Source organism: Salinifilum ghardaiensis, from assembly GCF_054491345.1.
Map to the genome: position 1 here is coordinate 4,323,139 of NZ_CM137101.1, position 14,848 is coordinate 4,337,986.

Genomic DNA, 14,848 nt, shown 5'->3' on the forward strand with positions numbered 1-14,848 from the left:
GCCGCATCGGGCGAGCTCCACCCGCACCGAGTGCTGCGAACCGGCTCAGCGTTTCCACAGTGGACCGTTCAGCGGCTGACCGCTCGACGCGCGGCGAACCCCCGCCCGACCGGAGGGGGTCAGCTCGCCCGGCGCTTCAGCCTCCGGCGCTCCCGTTCGGACAATCCGCCCCAAATGCCGAAACGCTCGTCGTGCTCCAGGGCGTACTCCAGGCATTCGTCGCGGACCTCGCAGCCCTGGCAAATTCGCTTCGCCTCCCGCGTGGATCCGCCCTTTTCCGGGAAGAACGCCTCCGGGTCGGTTTGCGCGCACAGCGCGCGCTCCTGCCACTGCGGTTCCTCACCGGGCAGGTTCACGATTTGGGACAGGACGTCGAGTTCAGCGACGCGCGCATCCCCCTGACCGAACAAACGGTCCGCGCTCGACTCCACCATTCTTATCTCCCCCGTCATTCTCCCGTTCCCGCACCTCTCCCCAGAGGGCGTTCCCGGGCGCACTCCTGGACTTCTCTCCTCGCTCGCCCATCGGCGGCACTGGTACCGACGACTGCAGCGGGCACGTATGACGCCGCGTCGGCCACTCCGTTCGGCTTGACCGTTTCCGAAATCCGACCGACCTACGCGCGACCGAACTACTCCCACAATCCGGCCCGTCGTGGACGTCACGTCCGCCCCGGATTAGTTCCGAGTCACCCCTGCGGACGTCGCCCGAACGTTGAATGACATTGCTGTGATTACACCCGGGTAGCTCCTTGCGGTCAAGTGGCAACCTTCCGTAGGGGGACAACGCCGAACCCGCCGAGCACCGCGGCGCACACCGCGGTTCGCGCGAGGCGAGAGCTCAGCTCGGTCGTGCAGCGCTGATCCGCATGATCAAGGCATATCATTGCTCGGCGCGGCATGCCGTCTGAGAAAGCACCGCACCCACGACCGGTGGGACGAGCGCTCATCGCCGCCGCACCACCGGTGCCGTGCCCAGCACTTCGAGCACCGACCCCCGCGGAGCGCCCGCATCCCGACACATCGGCGCGCGTCGGTCCCCGCCCGTTCGCACCCCGTCTTCCACGGCCCGCCTTACCACGGCCCGCCTTCCGCGACCCGCGCCTCGCCGCTTCCGCGCACGTCCACCTCAGCGGCGCTCGCGCATCGGCTCGGCGCGCTCCGCGCGGCCCCGCCCGCGCGCAGCCCTCTCCCACTCGTCCGGGCGGACCGCGGAGTTTCCCGCGCGCACGCGCGCAACGGCCGAGGACTCGCCCACCCGACCCAACGGGAGGTCCGCGCGCACTCAGCGGCCGCACGCGCCGCGGGGCGAGGCCGGCACACCCGCCCCGCGCACTCGCGGTCGCGGGGGAACAGCAACACTGGGCCGCGTGATGAATCCCGCGGTACGAGTCAGCCCCATCTTCCTCGGCCTGCTCGCGCTGACCGGTCTCGGCTGCGCGCTGGCCGCCGTCGACAACCAGCCCGTGCGCATCACCGGCATCGTCCTCATCGTCATCGGCGGGTGGGCGAGCTCGCTGTGCCTGCACGAGTTCGGCCACGCGATCACCGCCTACCGCGGTGGCGACCGCGAAGTGCGGCTGAAGGGCTACCTGACCCTCGACCCGCGCCGCTACACCGACCCGGTGCTGAGCATCGTGCTGCCGCTGCTGTTCGTCGCGCTCGGCGGAATCCCGCTGCCCGGCGGGGCGGTGTGGATCAACCACGCCGCGCTGCGCGACCGGCGCACCGAATCGGTGGTCTCAGCGGCCGGGCCGCTGGCCAACCTGCTGATCGGCCTCGCGCTGTCGCTGATCGTCATCTTCGCGCCGATGCCGTGGGGCACCGCGGCCGGGTTGTCCTACCTGGCGTTCCTCCAGGTGATCGCGTTCGTGCTGAACATCCTGCCGATCCCCGGGCTGGACGGGTACGGCCTGTGGGAGCCGTGGCTGTCCCCGCAGGCCCGGCGGTTCGGCGCGCAGGCGCGCCCGTGGGCACCGCTGATCCTGGTCGCGGCGATCTTCTTCCTCCCCGGCGTGGGCACCCTGTTCTTCCGGGGCGCGTTCGCGCTGTACTCCCTCGTCGGCGGCGAGGCCACCCTGGCGATCACCGGCATGGAGCTGTTCCGCTTCTGGCTGTAGGCCCGCCGCCCGGACTGTGACCCGTGCCGGGTTCGCGGTCCGCCCGGGTGGAACTCGTGCGAGGATCGCGCTCGTGAACGTCGTAGTACTGGTCGGCGGAGTCGGAGGCGCCCGCTTCCTGCTGGGAGTGAAGTCCGCGCTCGGACTACCCGCCTACGGGCGACCGGAGGACGCCGGCAGCAGCGCCCACGAGGTCACCGCCGTGGTCAACGTCGGCGACGACCTGTGGCTGCACGGCCTGCGCGTGTGCCCCGACCTCGACACCTGCATGTACACCCTCGGCTCCGGCATCGACCCGGAGAAGGGGTGGGGCCGCGTCGACGAGACCTGGTCGGTCAAGGAGGAGCTCGCCGCCTACGGCGCGGAACCGAGCTGGTTCGGGCTCGGCGATCGCGATCTCGCCACGCACCTGGTGCGTTCGCGCATGCTGCGCGCCGGCTACGGGCTCACCGACGTCACGCGCGCGCTGTGCACCCGGTGGCAGCCGGGAGTGCAGCTGCTGCCCGCCACGGACGACCGCGTGGAGACGCACGTGGCCATCGAGGACCCGGACAGCGGCGAGGCCCGCGCCGTGCACTTCCAGGAGTGGTGGATTCGCTACGGCGCGCGCCCCGAGGCGCGCGCGATCGTCCCGGTCGGCGCCGAGGAGGCCGCCCCCAGCTCCGCCGTGCGCGAGGCGCTCAGCGGGGCCGACCTGGTGCTCGTCGCTCCCTCCAACCCGGTGGTCAGCATCGGCACGCTGCTCGCGGTCCCCGGGTTCGGCCAGGCGCTGCGGGAGACCTCCGCTCCGGTGGTGGGCGTCTCCCCGATCATCGGCGGCAGCCCGCTGCGCGGCATGGCCGATTCCTGCCTGCGCGCCATCGGGGTGGAGTCCACGGCCACCGCCGTCGCCGCGCACTACGGTGCGCGCGGAGAAGGGGGCATCCTGGACACGTGGCTGGTGCACCCCGGCGACGCCGGCGAGGTCGGCGGGGTGCGGGTGCGCGAGACCCCGCTGGTGATGTCCGATGTGGACGCCACCGCGGAGATGGTGCGCGCCGCGTTCGACGCCGCCGGATTGGAGGTGCCGCGATGACCGCGAACGGCACCAGCGGCGACCACGGAGCGCCGGGCGGGATCACCGTCCACTCCGTGCCGGGGCTGCCCGAGTTCGCCCCGGGCGACGACGTCGCGGCCGCGATCGCCGCCGCCGCGCCGTGGCTGGCCGATGCCGACGTCCTCGTCATCACCAGCAAGATCCTGTCCAAGGCCGAGGGTCGGATCGTGCAGGCCCCGCGCGACCCCGACCAGCGCGACGCGCTCCGCCGGGAGCTCGTGCTCTCCGAGTCGACCGCGGTGCTCGCCCGCCATGGCCGCACGCTGATCACCCGCAACCAGCTCGGGATCGTGCAGGCCGCCTCGGGCGTGGACGCGTCGAACGTGGCCGACGACCAGATCGCGCTGCTGCCCGCCGACCCGGACGCCTCCGCCCGCCGCATCCGGGAGGGGCTGGCCGAGCGGCTCGGCGTGCGCGTCGGCGTCCTCATCACCGACACGATGGGCCGCACCTGGCGCAACGGGCAGACCGACGTGGCGATCGGCGCGGCCGGGGTGGAGGCGCTGCACCAGTACGCCGGCAGCGTCGACGCCCAGGGCAACACGCTCAGCGTCACCGAGGTCGCCGTGGCCGACGAGGCCGCCGCCGCCGGCGACCTGGTCAAGGGCAAGCTCGGCGGCACCCCCGTGGCGGTGGTGCGCGGGCTGTCGATGACCGACGAGCGGGCCAGCGCGCGCGACCTGGTGCGGCCGGTCGAGCACGACCTCTTCCGCCTCGGCACGCAGGAAGCGCTGCGCCAGGGGCGCAGGGAGGCCGTGCTGCTGCGCCGCTCGGTGCGGTCGTTCTCCGACGCGGAGGTCGACCCGGAAGCGGTGCGCCGCGCCGTGGGGGCGGCGCTGACCGCGCCGGCACCGCACCACACGCGGCCGGTGCGCTTCGTGTGGCTGCGCGAGCGTCCACTGCGGACCAAACTGCTGGACGCGATGCGCCAGGCCTGGCTGGCCGACCTGCGCGCCGACGGGCTCGGCGAGGAGGCCGCGCAGCGCCGGGTGAACCGCGGCAACCTGCTCTACGAGGCCCCGGAGATCGTGGTGCCGTTCCTCGTCCGCGACGGTGCGCACGACTACCCGGACGAGCGGCGCGCCGATGCCGAGCGGTCCATGTTCACCGTGGCTGCCGGTGCTGCGGTGCAGGGGCTCATGGTGGCGCTCGCGGCCGAGGACCTCGGTTCGTGCTGGGTGTCCTCGACGCTGTTCTGCCCGGAAACGGTGCGCGCCGCGCTCGACCTGCCGCCCGGTTGGGAACCGCTGGGCAGCGTGGCCCTCGGCCATCCGGCCGAACCCGCTCCGGAACCCCGACCTCCCCGCGACCCGGACGACGGGGGGTTGGTCGAGAAGTGAGCGGACCGCACGGCGACGCGCTGGACGTGCTCGGGGCGTGGCGCCCCGAGCAGCCGCAGCAGGAGACGCTGCGGCAGGCCTTCCTGGCGCTGCTGGAGGCGCGCGCGGACGCCTGCCGGCGGGAGTGCGCGCCGGGGCACGTCACGGCCTCGGCCGTGGTGTTCGACGCCGCGGGGGAGCACGTGCTGCTCACGCTGCACCCGCGGGTGGGCCGGTGGCTGCAGCTCGGCGGGCACTGCGAGCCCGGGGACGCGACGCTGCGCGGCGCGGCGCTGCGCGAGGCCACCGAGGAGTCCGGGATGGACGGGCTGGTGATCGACCCGCGGCCGGTGCACCTGGACCTGCACCCGATCACCTGCTCGCTGGGGGCGCCGACGCGGCATTTCGACGTGCGCTTCGCGGTGCGCGCGCCGGCGGGCGCCCGGCCCGCGCGCAGCGCCGAGTCGCTGGACCTGCGCTGGTGGCCGGTGCGCGCGCTGCCCGCGGAGTCCGACGTCGCCGAGCCCGTCGCCGCGGCCACCGCGCGCACCGCGGCAGCCGGCTGAGGGCCTCCCCGCCGCCCCCGGCCGTGTCGTCGAGCGACGCCCCGCGGGGACAGCTCGCGGGGCGGTTGCTTCCGCTTCCCCCGCCGCCTTCCAGTCGCACCCCACCCGACCGGGGGTGCGTGATTTCCCGCGAAACGCACGCGCAGCCGAGCGGGCACGCGGCGGGACTCGTCACATCGCGCGGTAGTCGCGCACGGGCGCGCGCGGCGCGGAGCGCGGTCGCCGCGCACCGGCTTCGAGCAGGCACCGCACCGCGCGGTGGCGATGCCCCGCGTACGGGGCGAGCACTTCGAGCATGCCGTCGTCGTCCACGGGTTCACCGAGGAGCGCCGCGCCGACGATCGCGGGCAGGTGGTAGTCGCCGAGGCTGACCGCGTCGGCATCGCCCCAGGCGCGCTGCGCGACCTCCGCCGCCGTCCACGGCCCGATGCCGGGCACGTGGCGCAGCAGGTCGCGCCCGGCGCCGCCGCCGAGCTCCGCGGCGCGTTCCACCCGGTCGGCCACCGCGGCCGCGGCGATGAGCGTGCGCCGCCGCATCCCGTCCACCCCGGCGCGGTGCCACTCCCAGTCGTGCAGGTCCCGCAGCTGCCGCGGAGTCGGCGGAACGCGCAGGCCGTCCGGCACCGGCCCCGGCGCGGGCGTGCCGAACCGGCGGCACAGCTCCCGCCACGACCGCCACGCCTCGCGGGTGGTGACCTTCTGCTCCAGCACGGCGGCCAGCAGCACGTCCCACACGCGGCCGGTGGCGCACATCCGCACGCCGCGCCCGGCGCGCCAGCCGCGGCGGACGACCTCGTGCCGCGGGCGGAAACCGCTGACGTCGTCGTGCCGCCCGAGCAGCCGCGGCAGACCGTCGAGCACCGCTTCCGCGCCCTCGCCCCAGGCGCTGCCGCGCACGGTGCCGTCCGCGTCGCGGGCGATGCGCAGGCTCGCCGGGCCGGCGGCGGTGGTGCAGGCCCACCACAGCTCGCCGCCGTCCGCGCGCATCGCCGGATCGCCGGTGCCGCGCCGCAGCGGCGCGAGGACGCGCACCGGTTCGCACCCCTGGTCGAGGTGCCGGGTTCGTCGGGTCATCGCGCTCGATTCACGCCGCGGAGAAGCGGACGCCGCCGGCGGGCAGCTCCACGTCCGGCCACACCCGCACTCCGCCGAGGAGTTCGCATCCGGCACCGATGCTCGCACGGTCGCCGATGACCGCGTCGCGCACCACCGCACCGGTGCCGACCCGCGCGCCCGCCCCGATGATGCAGCGCTGGACGACCGCGTCGCGCGCCACGTGCGCCCCGTCGAACAGGGTCGAGCCGGACACGCGCGCGCCCGCGTCGACGCGGCTGCACCGCCCCGCGGTGCTCCCGCCGTCGACGACCGCCCCGGCGTCCACCTGCGCACCGTCGAGGAGGAGCGCCTCGCCCGGCGGCCCGGGCAGCTCCGGCGAGGGGGCCACCCCGCGCACCAGGTCGGCACCGGCCCGCACGAACGCCTCCGGCGTGCCCATGTCGAGCCAGTAGGCGGAGTCGACGTGGCCGTGCAGGTGCGCGTCCGCGGCCAGCAGCTGCGGGAACGTCTCGCGCTCCACCGAGACCGGGCGGCCGGCCGGGATCGCCTCGACCACCTCGCGGCGGAACACGTAGCACCCGGCGTTGACCTGGTCCACCGGAGGCTCGGAGGTCTTCTCCAGGAACGCGGTCACGCGCCCGTCCGCGTCGGTGGGCACGCAGCCGAAGTGGCTGGGGTCGGCCACGCGGACCAGGTGCAGCGTGGCGTCGGCCGCGGCTTCGCGGTGGCTGCGCAGCAGCCCCGGCAGGTCCACCCCGGACAGCACGTCGCCGTTGAACACGAGCACGTCGTCGTGCCGCAACCGGTCGGACACGTTGCGGATCGCCCCGGCGGTGTCCAGCGGTTCGTCCTCGACGACGATGTCCAGCTCGAGGCCGAACGCGGAGCCGTCCCCGAAGTGGTCGGCGAAGACCTCCGCCTGGTACGAGGTGCCGAGGATCACGTGCTCGATGCCCGCGTCGCGGATGCGGGCGAGCAGGTGGCGAAGGAACGGGACACCGGCCAGCGGCAGCATCGGCTTCGGCGCGGACAGCGTCAGCGGGCGCAGCCGCATGCCCTGACCGCCCACGAGCACGACGGCGTCCGCTCCGGCCGCCTCCGGCCGGCGTCCCCCCGCTCCGGCGCGGCCGGTGAGCTCCTGCGCATCGGCGGACATGTCAGGTACTCTCCTCCTTCGACCTGGCGGGACGCGGCTTCGCGCCCGCACCGCGCGCGTGCGACGCGCCCGAAAACCCGTTGGGGGGAACACTCTGACAGTTGCGGCGTCATAATGAGCACAGGGCCCGCCTGAGCGCGGCGGGACCGGTGACGCGGAACCCGGCGCAGGACGGAGTGGGACCCCGATGGACCCGCACGATCGGGCCGACGAGGCCCTCGCCCGCGCGCGGGCGCGGGACGGCGGCGTGGTGACCCCGGACAACGCGACCTCCCCGATGGACGCCGAGGCCACGGTCCGGTTGCACCTGTACGAGGAGCCTCCCACGGCGCCGCAGCTGCCGACCCAGCCCGAGGCGCCCCCACCCGAACCGGGACAGCCCGGCGCGGGGCAGGTCGGGCAGGAGCACGAGCAGCGCGGTCGGACCGGGCCGGAACGGCCGGCCGCCGGGCAACCGCAGGCACCCGGGACGCAGCCGTTCTCCCCGCAGTCCGCCACCGCGCCCTGGCCTCCCCCGCAGCCGCCGCAGCACCCCTCCCCGCAGCGGGACGCCTCCGACCGGCCCCCGCACGGCCAGGATCCGCACGACCGGCCGGACCCCTACGCCGCGCACCCGGATCCCCGCGCGGCCGAGCAGGACCCGTACGCCGCACCGGACTGGCCCGAGGAGGAGAGCACCGTGCTGCCGCAGAACCCGCACGGGGTGCAGCGGGAGCCCGGCGAGTTCGGCCCGCCGGCATCGGAGCAGCGCACGCCCCGGTGGTGACGCACGCCGGCGGGCACGCCCCGCTGCGGCGGGCCCCGCTCCGCGGATCTGCAGCTGCGGGCGCGCTGCGGCGGGCCGGCGTCGCGCCCTCGCCGTGCCGGGTCTGCCGGGACGGGCCGGATCACCTGCGCGCAGCGCGGGCCTGGACCTCGTTGCGCAGCGCCAGTCCCGCGCGCAGCGCCGCCCGCAGCGGGGCGTGCAGCGGCCCGCGGTAGCGGTCGGCCAGGTAGCGGTAGGCGCTGCGGTGGTGTTCGGCCAGCATCCGCGCGGAGACCCGCGAGGTGGCGTGCCCGCCGATGTGCGTGATCTCCGCACTGGGCACGTGGACGTTCAACCACCCGGCGCGGCCGAGCCTGTCGCCGAGGTCGACGTCCTCGAAGTACATGAAGTACCGCGGGTCGAACCCGTCGACCGAATCGAAGGCCTCGCGGCGCACGAGCTGGCACGAGCCGGACAGCCACTCGGCGGTGCGCTCGGTGCGTCCCGCGGCGACCTGGCGGTAGGCCCGGGTCCACGGGTTGCCCGGCCACACGCGGCCGAGCACGGCGTGGCCGGCACCGCGGCCGAGCGAGGGCAGCAGCCGCGCCGAGGGGTAGACGCTGCCGTCGGGTTCGCGGATGAGCGGTCCGAACGCCCCGCCCCGCGGCCAGCGCTTGGCCGCGGCGAGCAGTTCGTCCAGCGAGCCCGGCGCCCACTCGAGATCGGCGTTGGCGAACACCACCCAGCCGAACTCCTCCCCGAGCTCGGCGACGCCGCGGTTGACGCCGCCGCCGTAGCCGAGGTTGGCGCCGGTGCGCACGAGCTGCACGTCCGGTCGCTGCGCAGCCCGCTCGGGGGCGCCGTCGGTGGATCCGTTGTCGGCGAGGACCACGCGCACCCGGCATTCGGTGGCCCCCTGGTGTTCGGCGGACCCGTGCAGCGTGTCCAGCATGCGCTCGAGGGTCTCGCCGGGCGAGTAGGTCACGACGACGACGGCGAGGTCCTCGCCGTAGCTCCGGGTTTCGCGCGCGCTCACCCGCAACATTCTGCCGAACGCCGCGCGCGCGTCCCCGCCCGGTCGCGCCGGCGGAACCGCGCGCCGGCAGTACCGCGCGCCTGCGCGCGGCAGGCGCACCGCAGCGACCGCTCCTCGCGGTGGCCCCGGGGGCCGCGACGGGATCAGGCCCCCGCCGCGGCGGTGGCCCCCTCGCGGATCCGGTCGGCCACGTCGGGCTGGTCGGCGAACAGCGCGTCGACGCCCTGCTCGAGCAGCAGCGCGCCGTAGCCGCGCACATCGCCCCATTCGGCCGGATCGTCCGAGGAGCGGAAGTCCGCGGGCAGGTAGTGGTTCTCCGCGCGCAGCGTGTAGGGCGCGACATCGAGCCCGGCGGCGTGCGCGTCGTCGACGAGCGCGGTCGGACCGGTCAGCCGGCCGCCCTCGTCGGTGGGCAGGATCATCTGCTGCGAGGGGGACACCCAGTCCGCGTACGCTGCCACGTCCCGCAACCCCTCCGGGGTGACCATGTCGCGGTAGCTGCGCGGGTCGCCGGACTCGACGAAGTCCTGCGGCGCGCCCTCGTGGTGGACGAGCTGCACGAGGTCGGTGCGCAGCACCTCGTCCAACCGCTCGAGGTTGCCGACCTCGAAGGACTGCACCGCGACCTTGGCGCGCGGCGTGTTCAACCCGCGCCGGGTCAGCGCGGTGACCAGCCCCGGCTCCAGGGGCCGGCCGATGCTCCCGAAGTAGCTGGGGTGCTTGGTCTCGGGCGCGATCCCAACCTCCCTGCCGAGCTCGCGCGACAACCGCTCCCGCAGGTCGAGGACCTCGGCGAACGTGGGGACCTCGAACTGCCCGTCGTAGACGGTGTTGCGCGGCCGCAAACCGGGCAGGCGCTCCTGGGCGCGCAGGGTCTTGAGCTCGGCGAGCGTGAAGTCCTCGGTGAACCACCCGGTGACTTCCTCGCCGTCGATGGTCTTGGTGGTCCTGCGGTCGGCGAACTCCGGGTGTTCGGCGACGTCGGTGGTGCCGCTGATCTCGTTCTCGTGCCGCGCGACGAGCACGCCGTCCTTCGTGGACACCAGGTCCACCTCGATGTAGTCGGCGCCCGTGCGCGCGGCCAGCGCGTAGGAGACCAGGGTGTGCTCCGGCCGGTACCCGGACGCGCCGCGGTGCCCGAACACCTCGGCTGTTCCCTCCGCCCCGGCCGCCGAGCCGGTGGCGGGCGCCGCTGCGGCGGGGACGTGGACCAGCCCCAACGTCGCGGTACCGGCGAGGACGAGCGCTGCCAGGCGTCCCCGGATCGTCATGTGCCCTCCTGGGTTCGGTCGCCGGCGGGCGGCGACCGGGTCCGGTGCGTGCGCTCCGGGATCTTTCCCGAGGCGCGCGACGAGGAGGTCACGCGGGTGCTGCTTCCGGGTGCTCCGGAGGTGAACGGCGAGGTCGCGGCGCGCGGGCGGCCGCCCGCGACGGAGGGGACGACCTGGCGAGCCGCGAAACCGCTCTGGTCACCCCGCGGTGGTGAAGGCGTCGCCGTCCTGCTGGAACGCCGCGGCCAGCGCCTCCCGCCAGTCCCGCAGCGGCGCCAGTCCGGCCTGCTGCCAGGCGTGCGGGGACAGCACCGAGTACGCCGGGCGGGGCGCCGGCCGGATGTGCTCGGCGCTGCTGCAGGGGTGCACGCGGGCGGGGTCCTCGCCGAGCTCGCCGAACACGGCCCGCGCGAACTCGTACCAGCTCACCTGACCGGTGTTCGTGCAGTGCAGCACGTTCCGGCCGGGCGCCCGCCCGCCGGCGATGCGCCCGGCCAGGTCGAGCAGCCCCGCCGCGAGGTCCGCGGCCCAGGTGGGCGAGCCGACCTGGTCGTCGACGACGGAGACGGTCTCGCGCTCGGCGGCGAGCCTGCCCATGGTCTTGACGAAGTTGCCGCCCCGCGCGCCGTAGACCCACGCGGTGCGCACCACCCAGGCGCGGGCCCCGGAGGCCAGCACGGCGCGCTCCCCGGCGAGCTTGGCGCGGCCGTAGGCGGTGCGCGGGCCGGTCTCGTCGTCGGGCTCGTAGGGGCGCTCGCCGTCCCCGGAGAAGACGTAGTCGGTGGAGACGTGCACCATCGGCAGGCCGCGCGCGCGGCAGCGCTCGGCGAGCAGGCCCGCGCCGCGGGCGTTGACGGCCCAGGAGTGCTCGGGGTCGCTCTCGGCCCGATCGACGGCGGTGTCGGCGGCGGTGTTGACGACCACGGGCCGCAGCGCGGCGTCCCGGGCCGCTTCGGCGAACGCGTCGACCGCGTCGCCGACGGCTTCGGCGTCGGTCAGGTCCAGCTCCGCGGAGCCCGGTGCGTGCACGAGGGAGTGCTGCTGCGGGCCGAGGACGCGGCGCAGTTCGCTGCCCAGCTGCCCGCGCCCTCCCGGCACGAGCACGGCGAGTCGTGCGGTCACGGTGCCTCCGCGAGCTCCGCGCGGCGCTTCAGCGGCTCCCACCACGCCCGGTTGTCGGCGTACCACTGCACCGTTGCGCGCAGCCCGGTGTCGAAGTCCACGCTCGGCGCGTAGCCGAGCTCGCGGGCGATCTTGTCGTCGTCCACAGAGTACCGCCGGTCGTGGCCCTTGCGGTCGGGCACGTGGCGCACGTGCGACCAGTCCTTGCCGAACAGCTCCAGCAGCCGCTCGGTCAGCGCCCGGTTGGTGAGCTCGGTGCCGCCGCCGATGTTGTAGATCTCGCCGGGCCGGCCGGACTCGGCGACGAGCTGGACGGCGCGGCAGTGGTCGGCGACGTGCAGCCAGTCCCGCGTGTGCTCCCCGTCGCCGTAGAGCGGGACGGCCGCGCCGTCGAGGAGGTTCGTGATGAACAGCGGCAGCATCTTCTCGGGGAACTGGTGCGGCCCGTAGTTGTTCGAACACCGGGTGACGCACACCGGCAGGCCGTGGGTGCGGTGGTAGGCCCGCGCGAGCAGGTCGGAGCCGGCCTTCGCCGCCGAGTAGGGCGAGTTCGGCTCGAGCAGCTGGTCCTCGGGCCAGGAGCCGGTGTCGGTGGACCCGTACACCTCGTCGGTGGAGACGTGCACGAACCGGGAGACCCCGGCGTGGGCGGCGCTGTCCAGCAGCGTGTTGGTGCCCAGGACGTTGGTGCGCACGAACGAGTCGGAACCCGCGATGGACCGGTCCACGTGGCTCTCCGCGGCGAAGTGCACCACGACGTCCGCGCTGCGCATGATGTCGTCCACGAGCGGGCGGTCGCAGATGTCCCCGGTGACGAATTCGAATCGCGGATGACCGGAAACCGCGCCCAGATTCTGCTCGTTGCCGGCGTAGGTGAGTTTGTCCAGCACGACGACCTCGGCCCCGGCGAACGCCGGGTAGGAACCGTTCAGCAGTTCGCGCACGTAGTGCGATCCGATGAAACCCGCTCCGCCCGTCACCAGAATGCGCATGACACCTCACAAGATTCGCGTGCCCCGGGAATTCGGCTGGCGCACCCCGAGCACGGGCAGTGTGCCACGGAGGCGGAACTCCCCGCGGGCCGCCTCCCCGTCGACACATGGCACCGGTTTTCATCAGTATGAGTGACGTCACTGGCTCTCGGGGAGGGCGGCGGCGGGAGGCCGATCACCGCTAGCCTGCACTCGACCAGGACACGAATCACACCTGAAAGCTGTAATGCTTTCAGGCTTTTTTCCGATTTGCTGGCGTCCAGGCCAAGGAGGATGCGTGCAGGACGGGCCTCGGCGGCCAGGCGGCCCCCACGGGCAGGCCGGACCGCACGGACAGGGCGATCCGCAGCGCCCCCCGGGGCGCTCCGCCCGTCCCGCAGGCGACCAGCGCGGTGCCCCTCCCCCGCGCGGCGGGGGTGCTCCGCCTCCGGGAGGCGGCCGCCCCGCCGGCCGCCCGCAGAACCGGCCGAGCGGGCAGCGCGCCGGCGACCAGCCTCCTCCCGGCCGCGAAGCCCCGGGAAAACCCCCTGGGCCGCCCCGGGAACGCCCGCCGCAGGACCGGCCGCCCCAGGACCGGGCGCCGCGGGAACGGCCGGAAGCCGCGCGCCCGGGGGAGTCGGGCCGCCGCCGGCAGGCCGCGCGTGACGGCGCTCCGCCGGACGACACGTGGCAGCGCCCCCGGGGCTCCGGCGGGGGCCGCGGGGGTTCCGGCGGGGGCCGCCGGTGGCGCTACGCGGTGCGCACGATCGTCGCGGTGATGTCCATCGTGATCTTGACCACCACCGGGTTCGCCTGGGCGCACTTCCGCAGCTTCATGGGCAGCTCGACGGGAGGCAACGTGACCGGAGCGGGGTTCAACTCCCCCGACGGCTCCACCGACATCCTGCTGACCGGCAACGACTCGCGCACGGACGCGGAGGGCAACCCGCTCCCGCCGGAAGTCCTGGAGAAGCTGCGCACCACCGACGACGAGGGTGGTGACCTGATGGACACCATCATGCTCGTGCGGATCCCGAACAACGGCCAGCGCGCCGTGGTCATGAGCTTCCCCCGCGACACGCTCGTCGACCAGGGCCCGTTCGGCGAGAACAAGATCAATTCGGCGCTGGCCAACGCCAAGGCGGCCAAGGCCGACGAGCTCCGGCAGCAGGGCGTGACCGACCAGAAGAGGATCGAGCGCGAATCCACCCTGGCCGGGCAGCGGTTCCTCATCAAGACGGTCAGCGAACTCACCGGCGTGTCCGTCGACAACTACGCCGAGGTGAACCTGTTCGGCTTCTACGAGGTCACCAAGGCCATCGGCGGCGTCGAGGTGTGCCTGAACAACCCCGTCAACGACCCCTACTCGGGAGCGCACTTCCGGGCCGGGCGCCAGACGATCCAGGGTTCGGACGCGCTGGCCTTCGTCCGGCAGCGCCACGGCCTGACCAACGAGCTCGACCGGGGCATCCGCCAGCAGGTGTTCATGTCGGCGCTGGCGAACAAGGTCATCTCCAGCGGCACCCTGGCCAACCCGGCCAAGCTCTCGGACCTCATCGAATCGGTGCAGAAGTCGGTCGTCCTGGACGACCAGCTCGCCTCCGACGTGCTCGGCTTCGCCCAGAAGCTGCAGGGCATCAACCCGAACAAGATCGAGTTCCACACCGTCCCGGTGCACATGGTCGGCGAGGCGGGCGAGGAGGACGTCGAGGTCAACCCCTCCGAGGTGCAGCAGTTCGCCGAGGACATGATGCTGCCGCCGGCGAAGCGCGAGCAGGAGCGGGCCGAGCGCGAGAAGAAGCAGCAGGCCAACGCCGACGTCCAGGTCAGCGTGTACAACGCCGCCGGCATCGACGGCCTGGCCGGCAGCGTGGGCGACACGCTCGAGCAGGCCGGCTACACCGTCAACGGCACCGCGAACGCCGAGTCCATGGACTCCTCGGTCATCTACGTCGCCCCCGGCGAGCAGCAGACGGGCCAGCGGATGTCCGAGCAGCTCGGCGGCATCGACGTGCAGGTGAGCGAGAACCTCTCCCCCGGCAGCACGGAGGTCTACCTGGCCTCGGACTACTCCGGTCCGGGCGCCAGCGGCATCGGCGGCGCGGGCACCGTCCAGCTCGACGGGCAGCAGGGCGGCCCGGCCGCGCAGCAGAACGGCTCCGCCCAGCAGCCGGTGACGGGCGGATCGGACAGCCCGGACCAGGAGATCAGCGCGGGGCAGATCCCCTGCGTGGACTGAGCTCCCGCCCCGGTCCTCCGCTGCGTCCGCGGACAGCGGTGCGCCGCATCAACGCGGTGCGGCGCACCGCCCCTGCTGGGCGAGCGGCGCGGCCTCCGCGCCGCCGCACCAGCCCAGCCGGGCGAGCGGCGGAGCTGCCCGGTTCCCCACCC

Annotated in this window: 13 protein-coding genes; 6 read left to right on the plus strand and 7 right to left on the minus strand. The window is 74.3% G+C overall.

The window, feature by feature from the left end:
- Positions 1–119 precede the first annotated feature (119 nt).
- Positions 120–434, minus strand: a complete 315-nt coding sequence (locus ACVGV0_RS19675; protein WP_459157168.1) for a WhiB family transcriptional regulator — start codon at positions 432–434, stop codon at positions 120–122.
- 938 nt (positions 435–1,372) lie between these two features.
- Between ACVGV0_RS19675 and ACVGV0_RS19680 the strand changes: the two genes are divergently transcribed.
- The 4 genes from ACVGV0_RS19680 (at position 1,373) to ACVGV0_RS19695 (ending at position 5,100) form a co-directional block, all read left to right on the plus strand.
- A complete protein-coding gene (locus ACVGV0_RS19680) occupies positions 1,373–2,119 on the plus strand; it encodes a site-2 protease family protein (RefSeq protein ID WP_459160070.1) in 747 nt (248 codons plus the stop codon).
- A 73-nt stretch (positions 2,120–2,192) separates the two neighbouring features.
- Entirely contained in the window at positions 2,193–3,194 is a 1,002-nt protein-coding gene (gene cofD / locus ACVGV0_RS19685; RefSeq protein ID WP_459157169.1) for a 2-phospho-L-lactate transferase, read from the plus strand.
- Positions 3,191–4,555 carry a coenzyme F420-0:L-glutamate ligase gene (locus tag ACVGV0_RS19690; RefSeq protein WP_459157170.1) on the plus strand — a complete coding sequence of 455 codons (1,365 nt, stop codon included), beginning with the start codon at positions 3,191–3,193 and terminating at the stop codon, positions 4,553–4,555. Before cofD ends, ACVGV0_RS19690 begins: the two co-directional genes overlap by 4 nt.
- On the plus strand, positions 4,552–5,100 hold the full coding sequence (locus tag ACVGV0_RS19695; protein WP_459157171.1) for an NUDIX hydrolase: 549 nt from the start codon (positions 4,552–4,554) through the stop codon (positions 5,098–5,100). The genes ACVGV0_RS19690 and ACVGV0_RS19695 overlap by 4 nt, the downstream gene beginning before the upstream one ends.
- A gap of 171 nt (positions 5,101–5,271) precedes the next feature.
- On the opposite strand, the gene ACVGV0_RS19700 is transcribed toward ACVGV0_RS19695, so the two are convergent.
- Positions 5,272–6,174: a DNA-3-methyladenine glycosylase family protein gene (locus ACVGV0_RS19700; protein ID WP_459157172.1), complete on the minus strand. Its 903-nt coding sequence runs from the start codon at positions 6,172–6,174 to the stop codon at positions 5,272–5,274.
- 10 nt (positions 6,175–6,184) lie between these two features.
- Positions 6,185–7,312, minus strand: a complete 1,128-nt coding sequence (gene manB / locus ACVGV0_RS19705) for a mannose-1-phosphate guanylyltransferase (RefSeq protein ID WP_459157173.1) — start codon at positions 7,310–7,312, stop codon at positions 6,185–6,187.
- Positions 7,313–7,499: 187 nt separating this feature from the next.
- On the opposite strand from manB, the gene ACVGV0_RS19710 reads away from it, so the two are divergent.
- Positions 7,500–8,078, plus strand: a complete 579-nt coding sequence (locus ACVGV0_RS19710; protein WP_459157174.1) for a hypothetical protein — start codon at positions 7,500–7,502, stop codon at positions 8,076–8,078.
- A 121-nt stretch (positions 8,079–8,199) separates the two neighbouring features.
- On the opposite strand, the gene ACVGV0_RS19715 is transcribed toward ACVGV0_RS19710, so the two are convergent.
- The 4 genes from ACVGV0_RS19715 to rfbB form a co-directional block, all read right to left on the minus strand.
- Positions 8,200–9,102 (minus strand): glycosyltransferase family 2 protein, encoded by a 903-nt coding sequence (locus ACVGV0_RS19715; protein ID WP_459157175.1) that lies wholly within the window; start codon positions 9,100–9,102, stop codon positions 8,200–8,202.
- Between the two features lie 134 nt (positions 9,103–9,236).
- Entirely contained in the window at positions 9,237–10,364 is a 1,128-nt protein-coding gene (locus ACVGV0_RS19720) for a glycerophosphodiester phosphodiesterase (protein ID WP_459157176.1), read from the minus strand.
- Positions 10,365–10,562: 198 nt separating this feature from the next.
- Positions 10,563–11,486, minus strand: coding sequence for a dTDP-4-dehydrorhamnose reductase (rfbD, locus tag ACVGV0_RS19725; protein WP_459157177.1), 924 nt, complete (start codon positions 11,484–11,486; stop codon positions 10,563–10,565).
- Entirely contained in the window at positions 11,483–12,478 is a 996-nt protein-coding gene (rfbB, locus tag ACVGV0_RS19730; protein ID WP_459157178.1) for a dTDP-glucose 4,6-dehydratase, read from the minus strand. The genes rfbD and rfbB overlap by 4 nt, the downstream gene beginning before the upstream one ends.
- A 757-nt stretch (positions 12,479–13,235) precedes the next feature.
- Here rfbB and ACVGV0_RS19735 point away from each other — a divergent pair.
- Entirely contained in the window at positions 13,236–14,696 is a 1,461-nt protein-coding gene (locus tag ACVGV0_RS19735; protein ID WP_459157179.1) for an LCP family protein, read from the plus strand.
- The last annotated feature ends 152 nt before the right edge of the window (positions 14,697–14,848 follow it).

Bases quoted from the DNA above. Each gene is read 5' to 3' on its own strand.
- ACVGV0_RS19675 (WP_459157168.1), bottom strand. From the start codon at position 434: ATGGTGGAGTCGAGCGCGGACCGTTTGTTCGGTCAGGGGGATGCGCGC.
- ACVGV0_RS19680 (WP_459160070.1), top strand. From the start codon at position 1,373: ATGAATCCCGCGGTACGAGTCAGCCCCATCTTCCTCGGCCTGCTCGCG.
- ACVGV0_RS19690 (WP_459157170.1), top strand. From the start codon at position 3,191: ATGACCGCGAACGGCACCAGCGGCGACCACGGAGCGCCGGGCGGGATC.
- ACVGV0_RS19700 (WP_459157172.1), bottom strand. From the start codon at position 6,174: ATGACCCGACGAACCCGGCACCTCGACCAGGGGTGCGAACCGGTGCGC.
- manB (WP_459157173.1), bottom strand. From the start codon at position 7,312: ATGTCCGCCGATGCGCAGGAGCTCACCGGCCGCGCCGGAGCGGGGGGA.
- ACVGV0_RS19710 (WP_459157174.1), top strand. From the start codon at position 7,500: ATGGACCCGCACGATCGGGCCGACGAGGCCCTCGCCCGCGCGCGGGCG.
- ACVGV0_RS19715 (WP_459157175.1), bottom strand. From the start codon at position 9,102: ATGTTGCGGGTGAGCGCGCGCGAAACCCGGAGCTACGGCGAGGACCTC.
- ACVGV0_RS19720 (WP_459157176.1), bottom strand. From the start codon at position 10,364: ATGACGATCCGGGGACGCCTGGCAGCGCTCGTCCTCGCCGGTACCGCG.
- rfbB (WP_459157178.1), bottom strand. From the start codon at position 12,478: ATGCGCATTCTGGTGACGGGCGGAGCGGGTTTCATCGGATCGCACTAC.
- ACVGV0_RS19735 (WP_459157179.1), top strand. From the start codon at position 13,236: ATGTCCATCGTGATCTTGACCACCACCGGGTTCGCCTGGGCGCACTTC.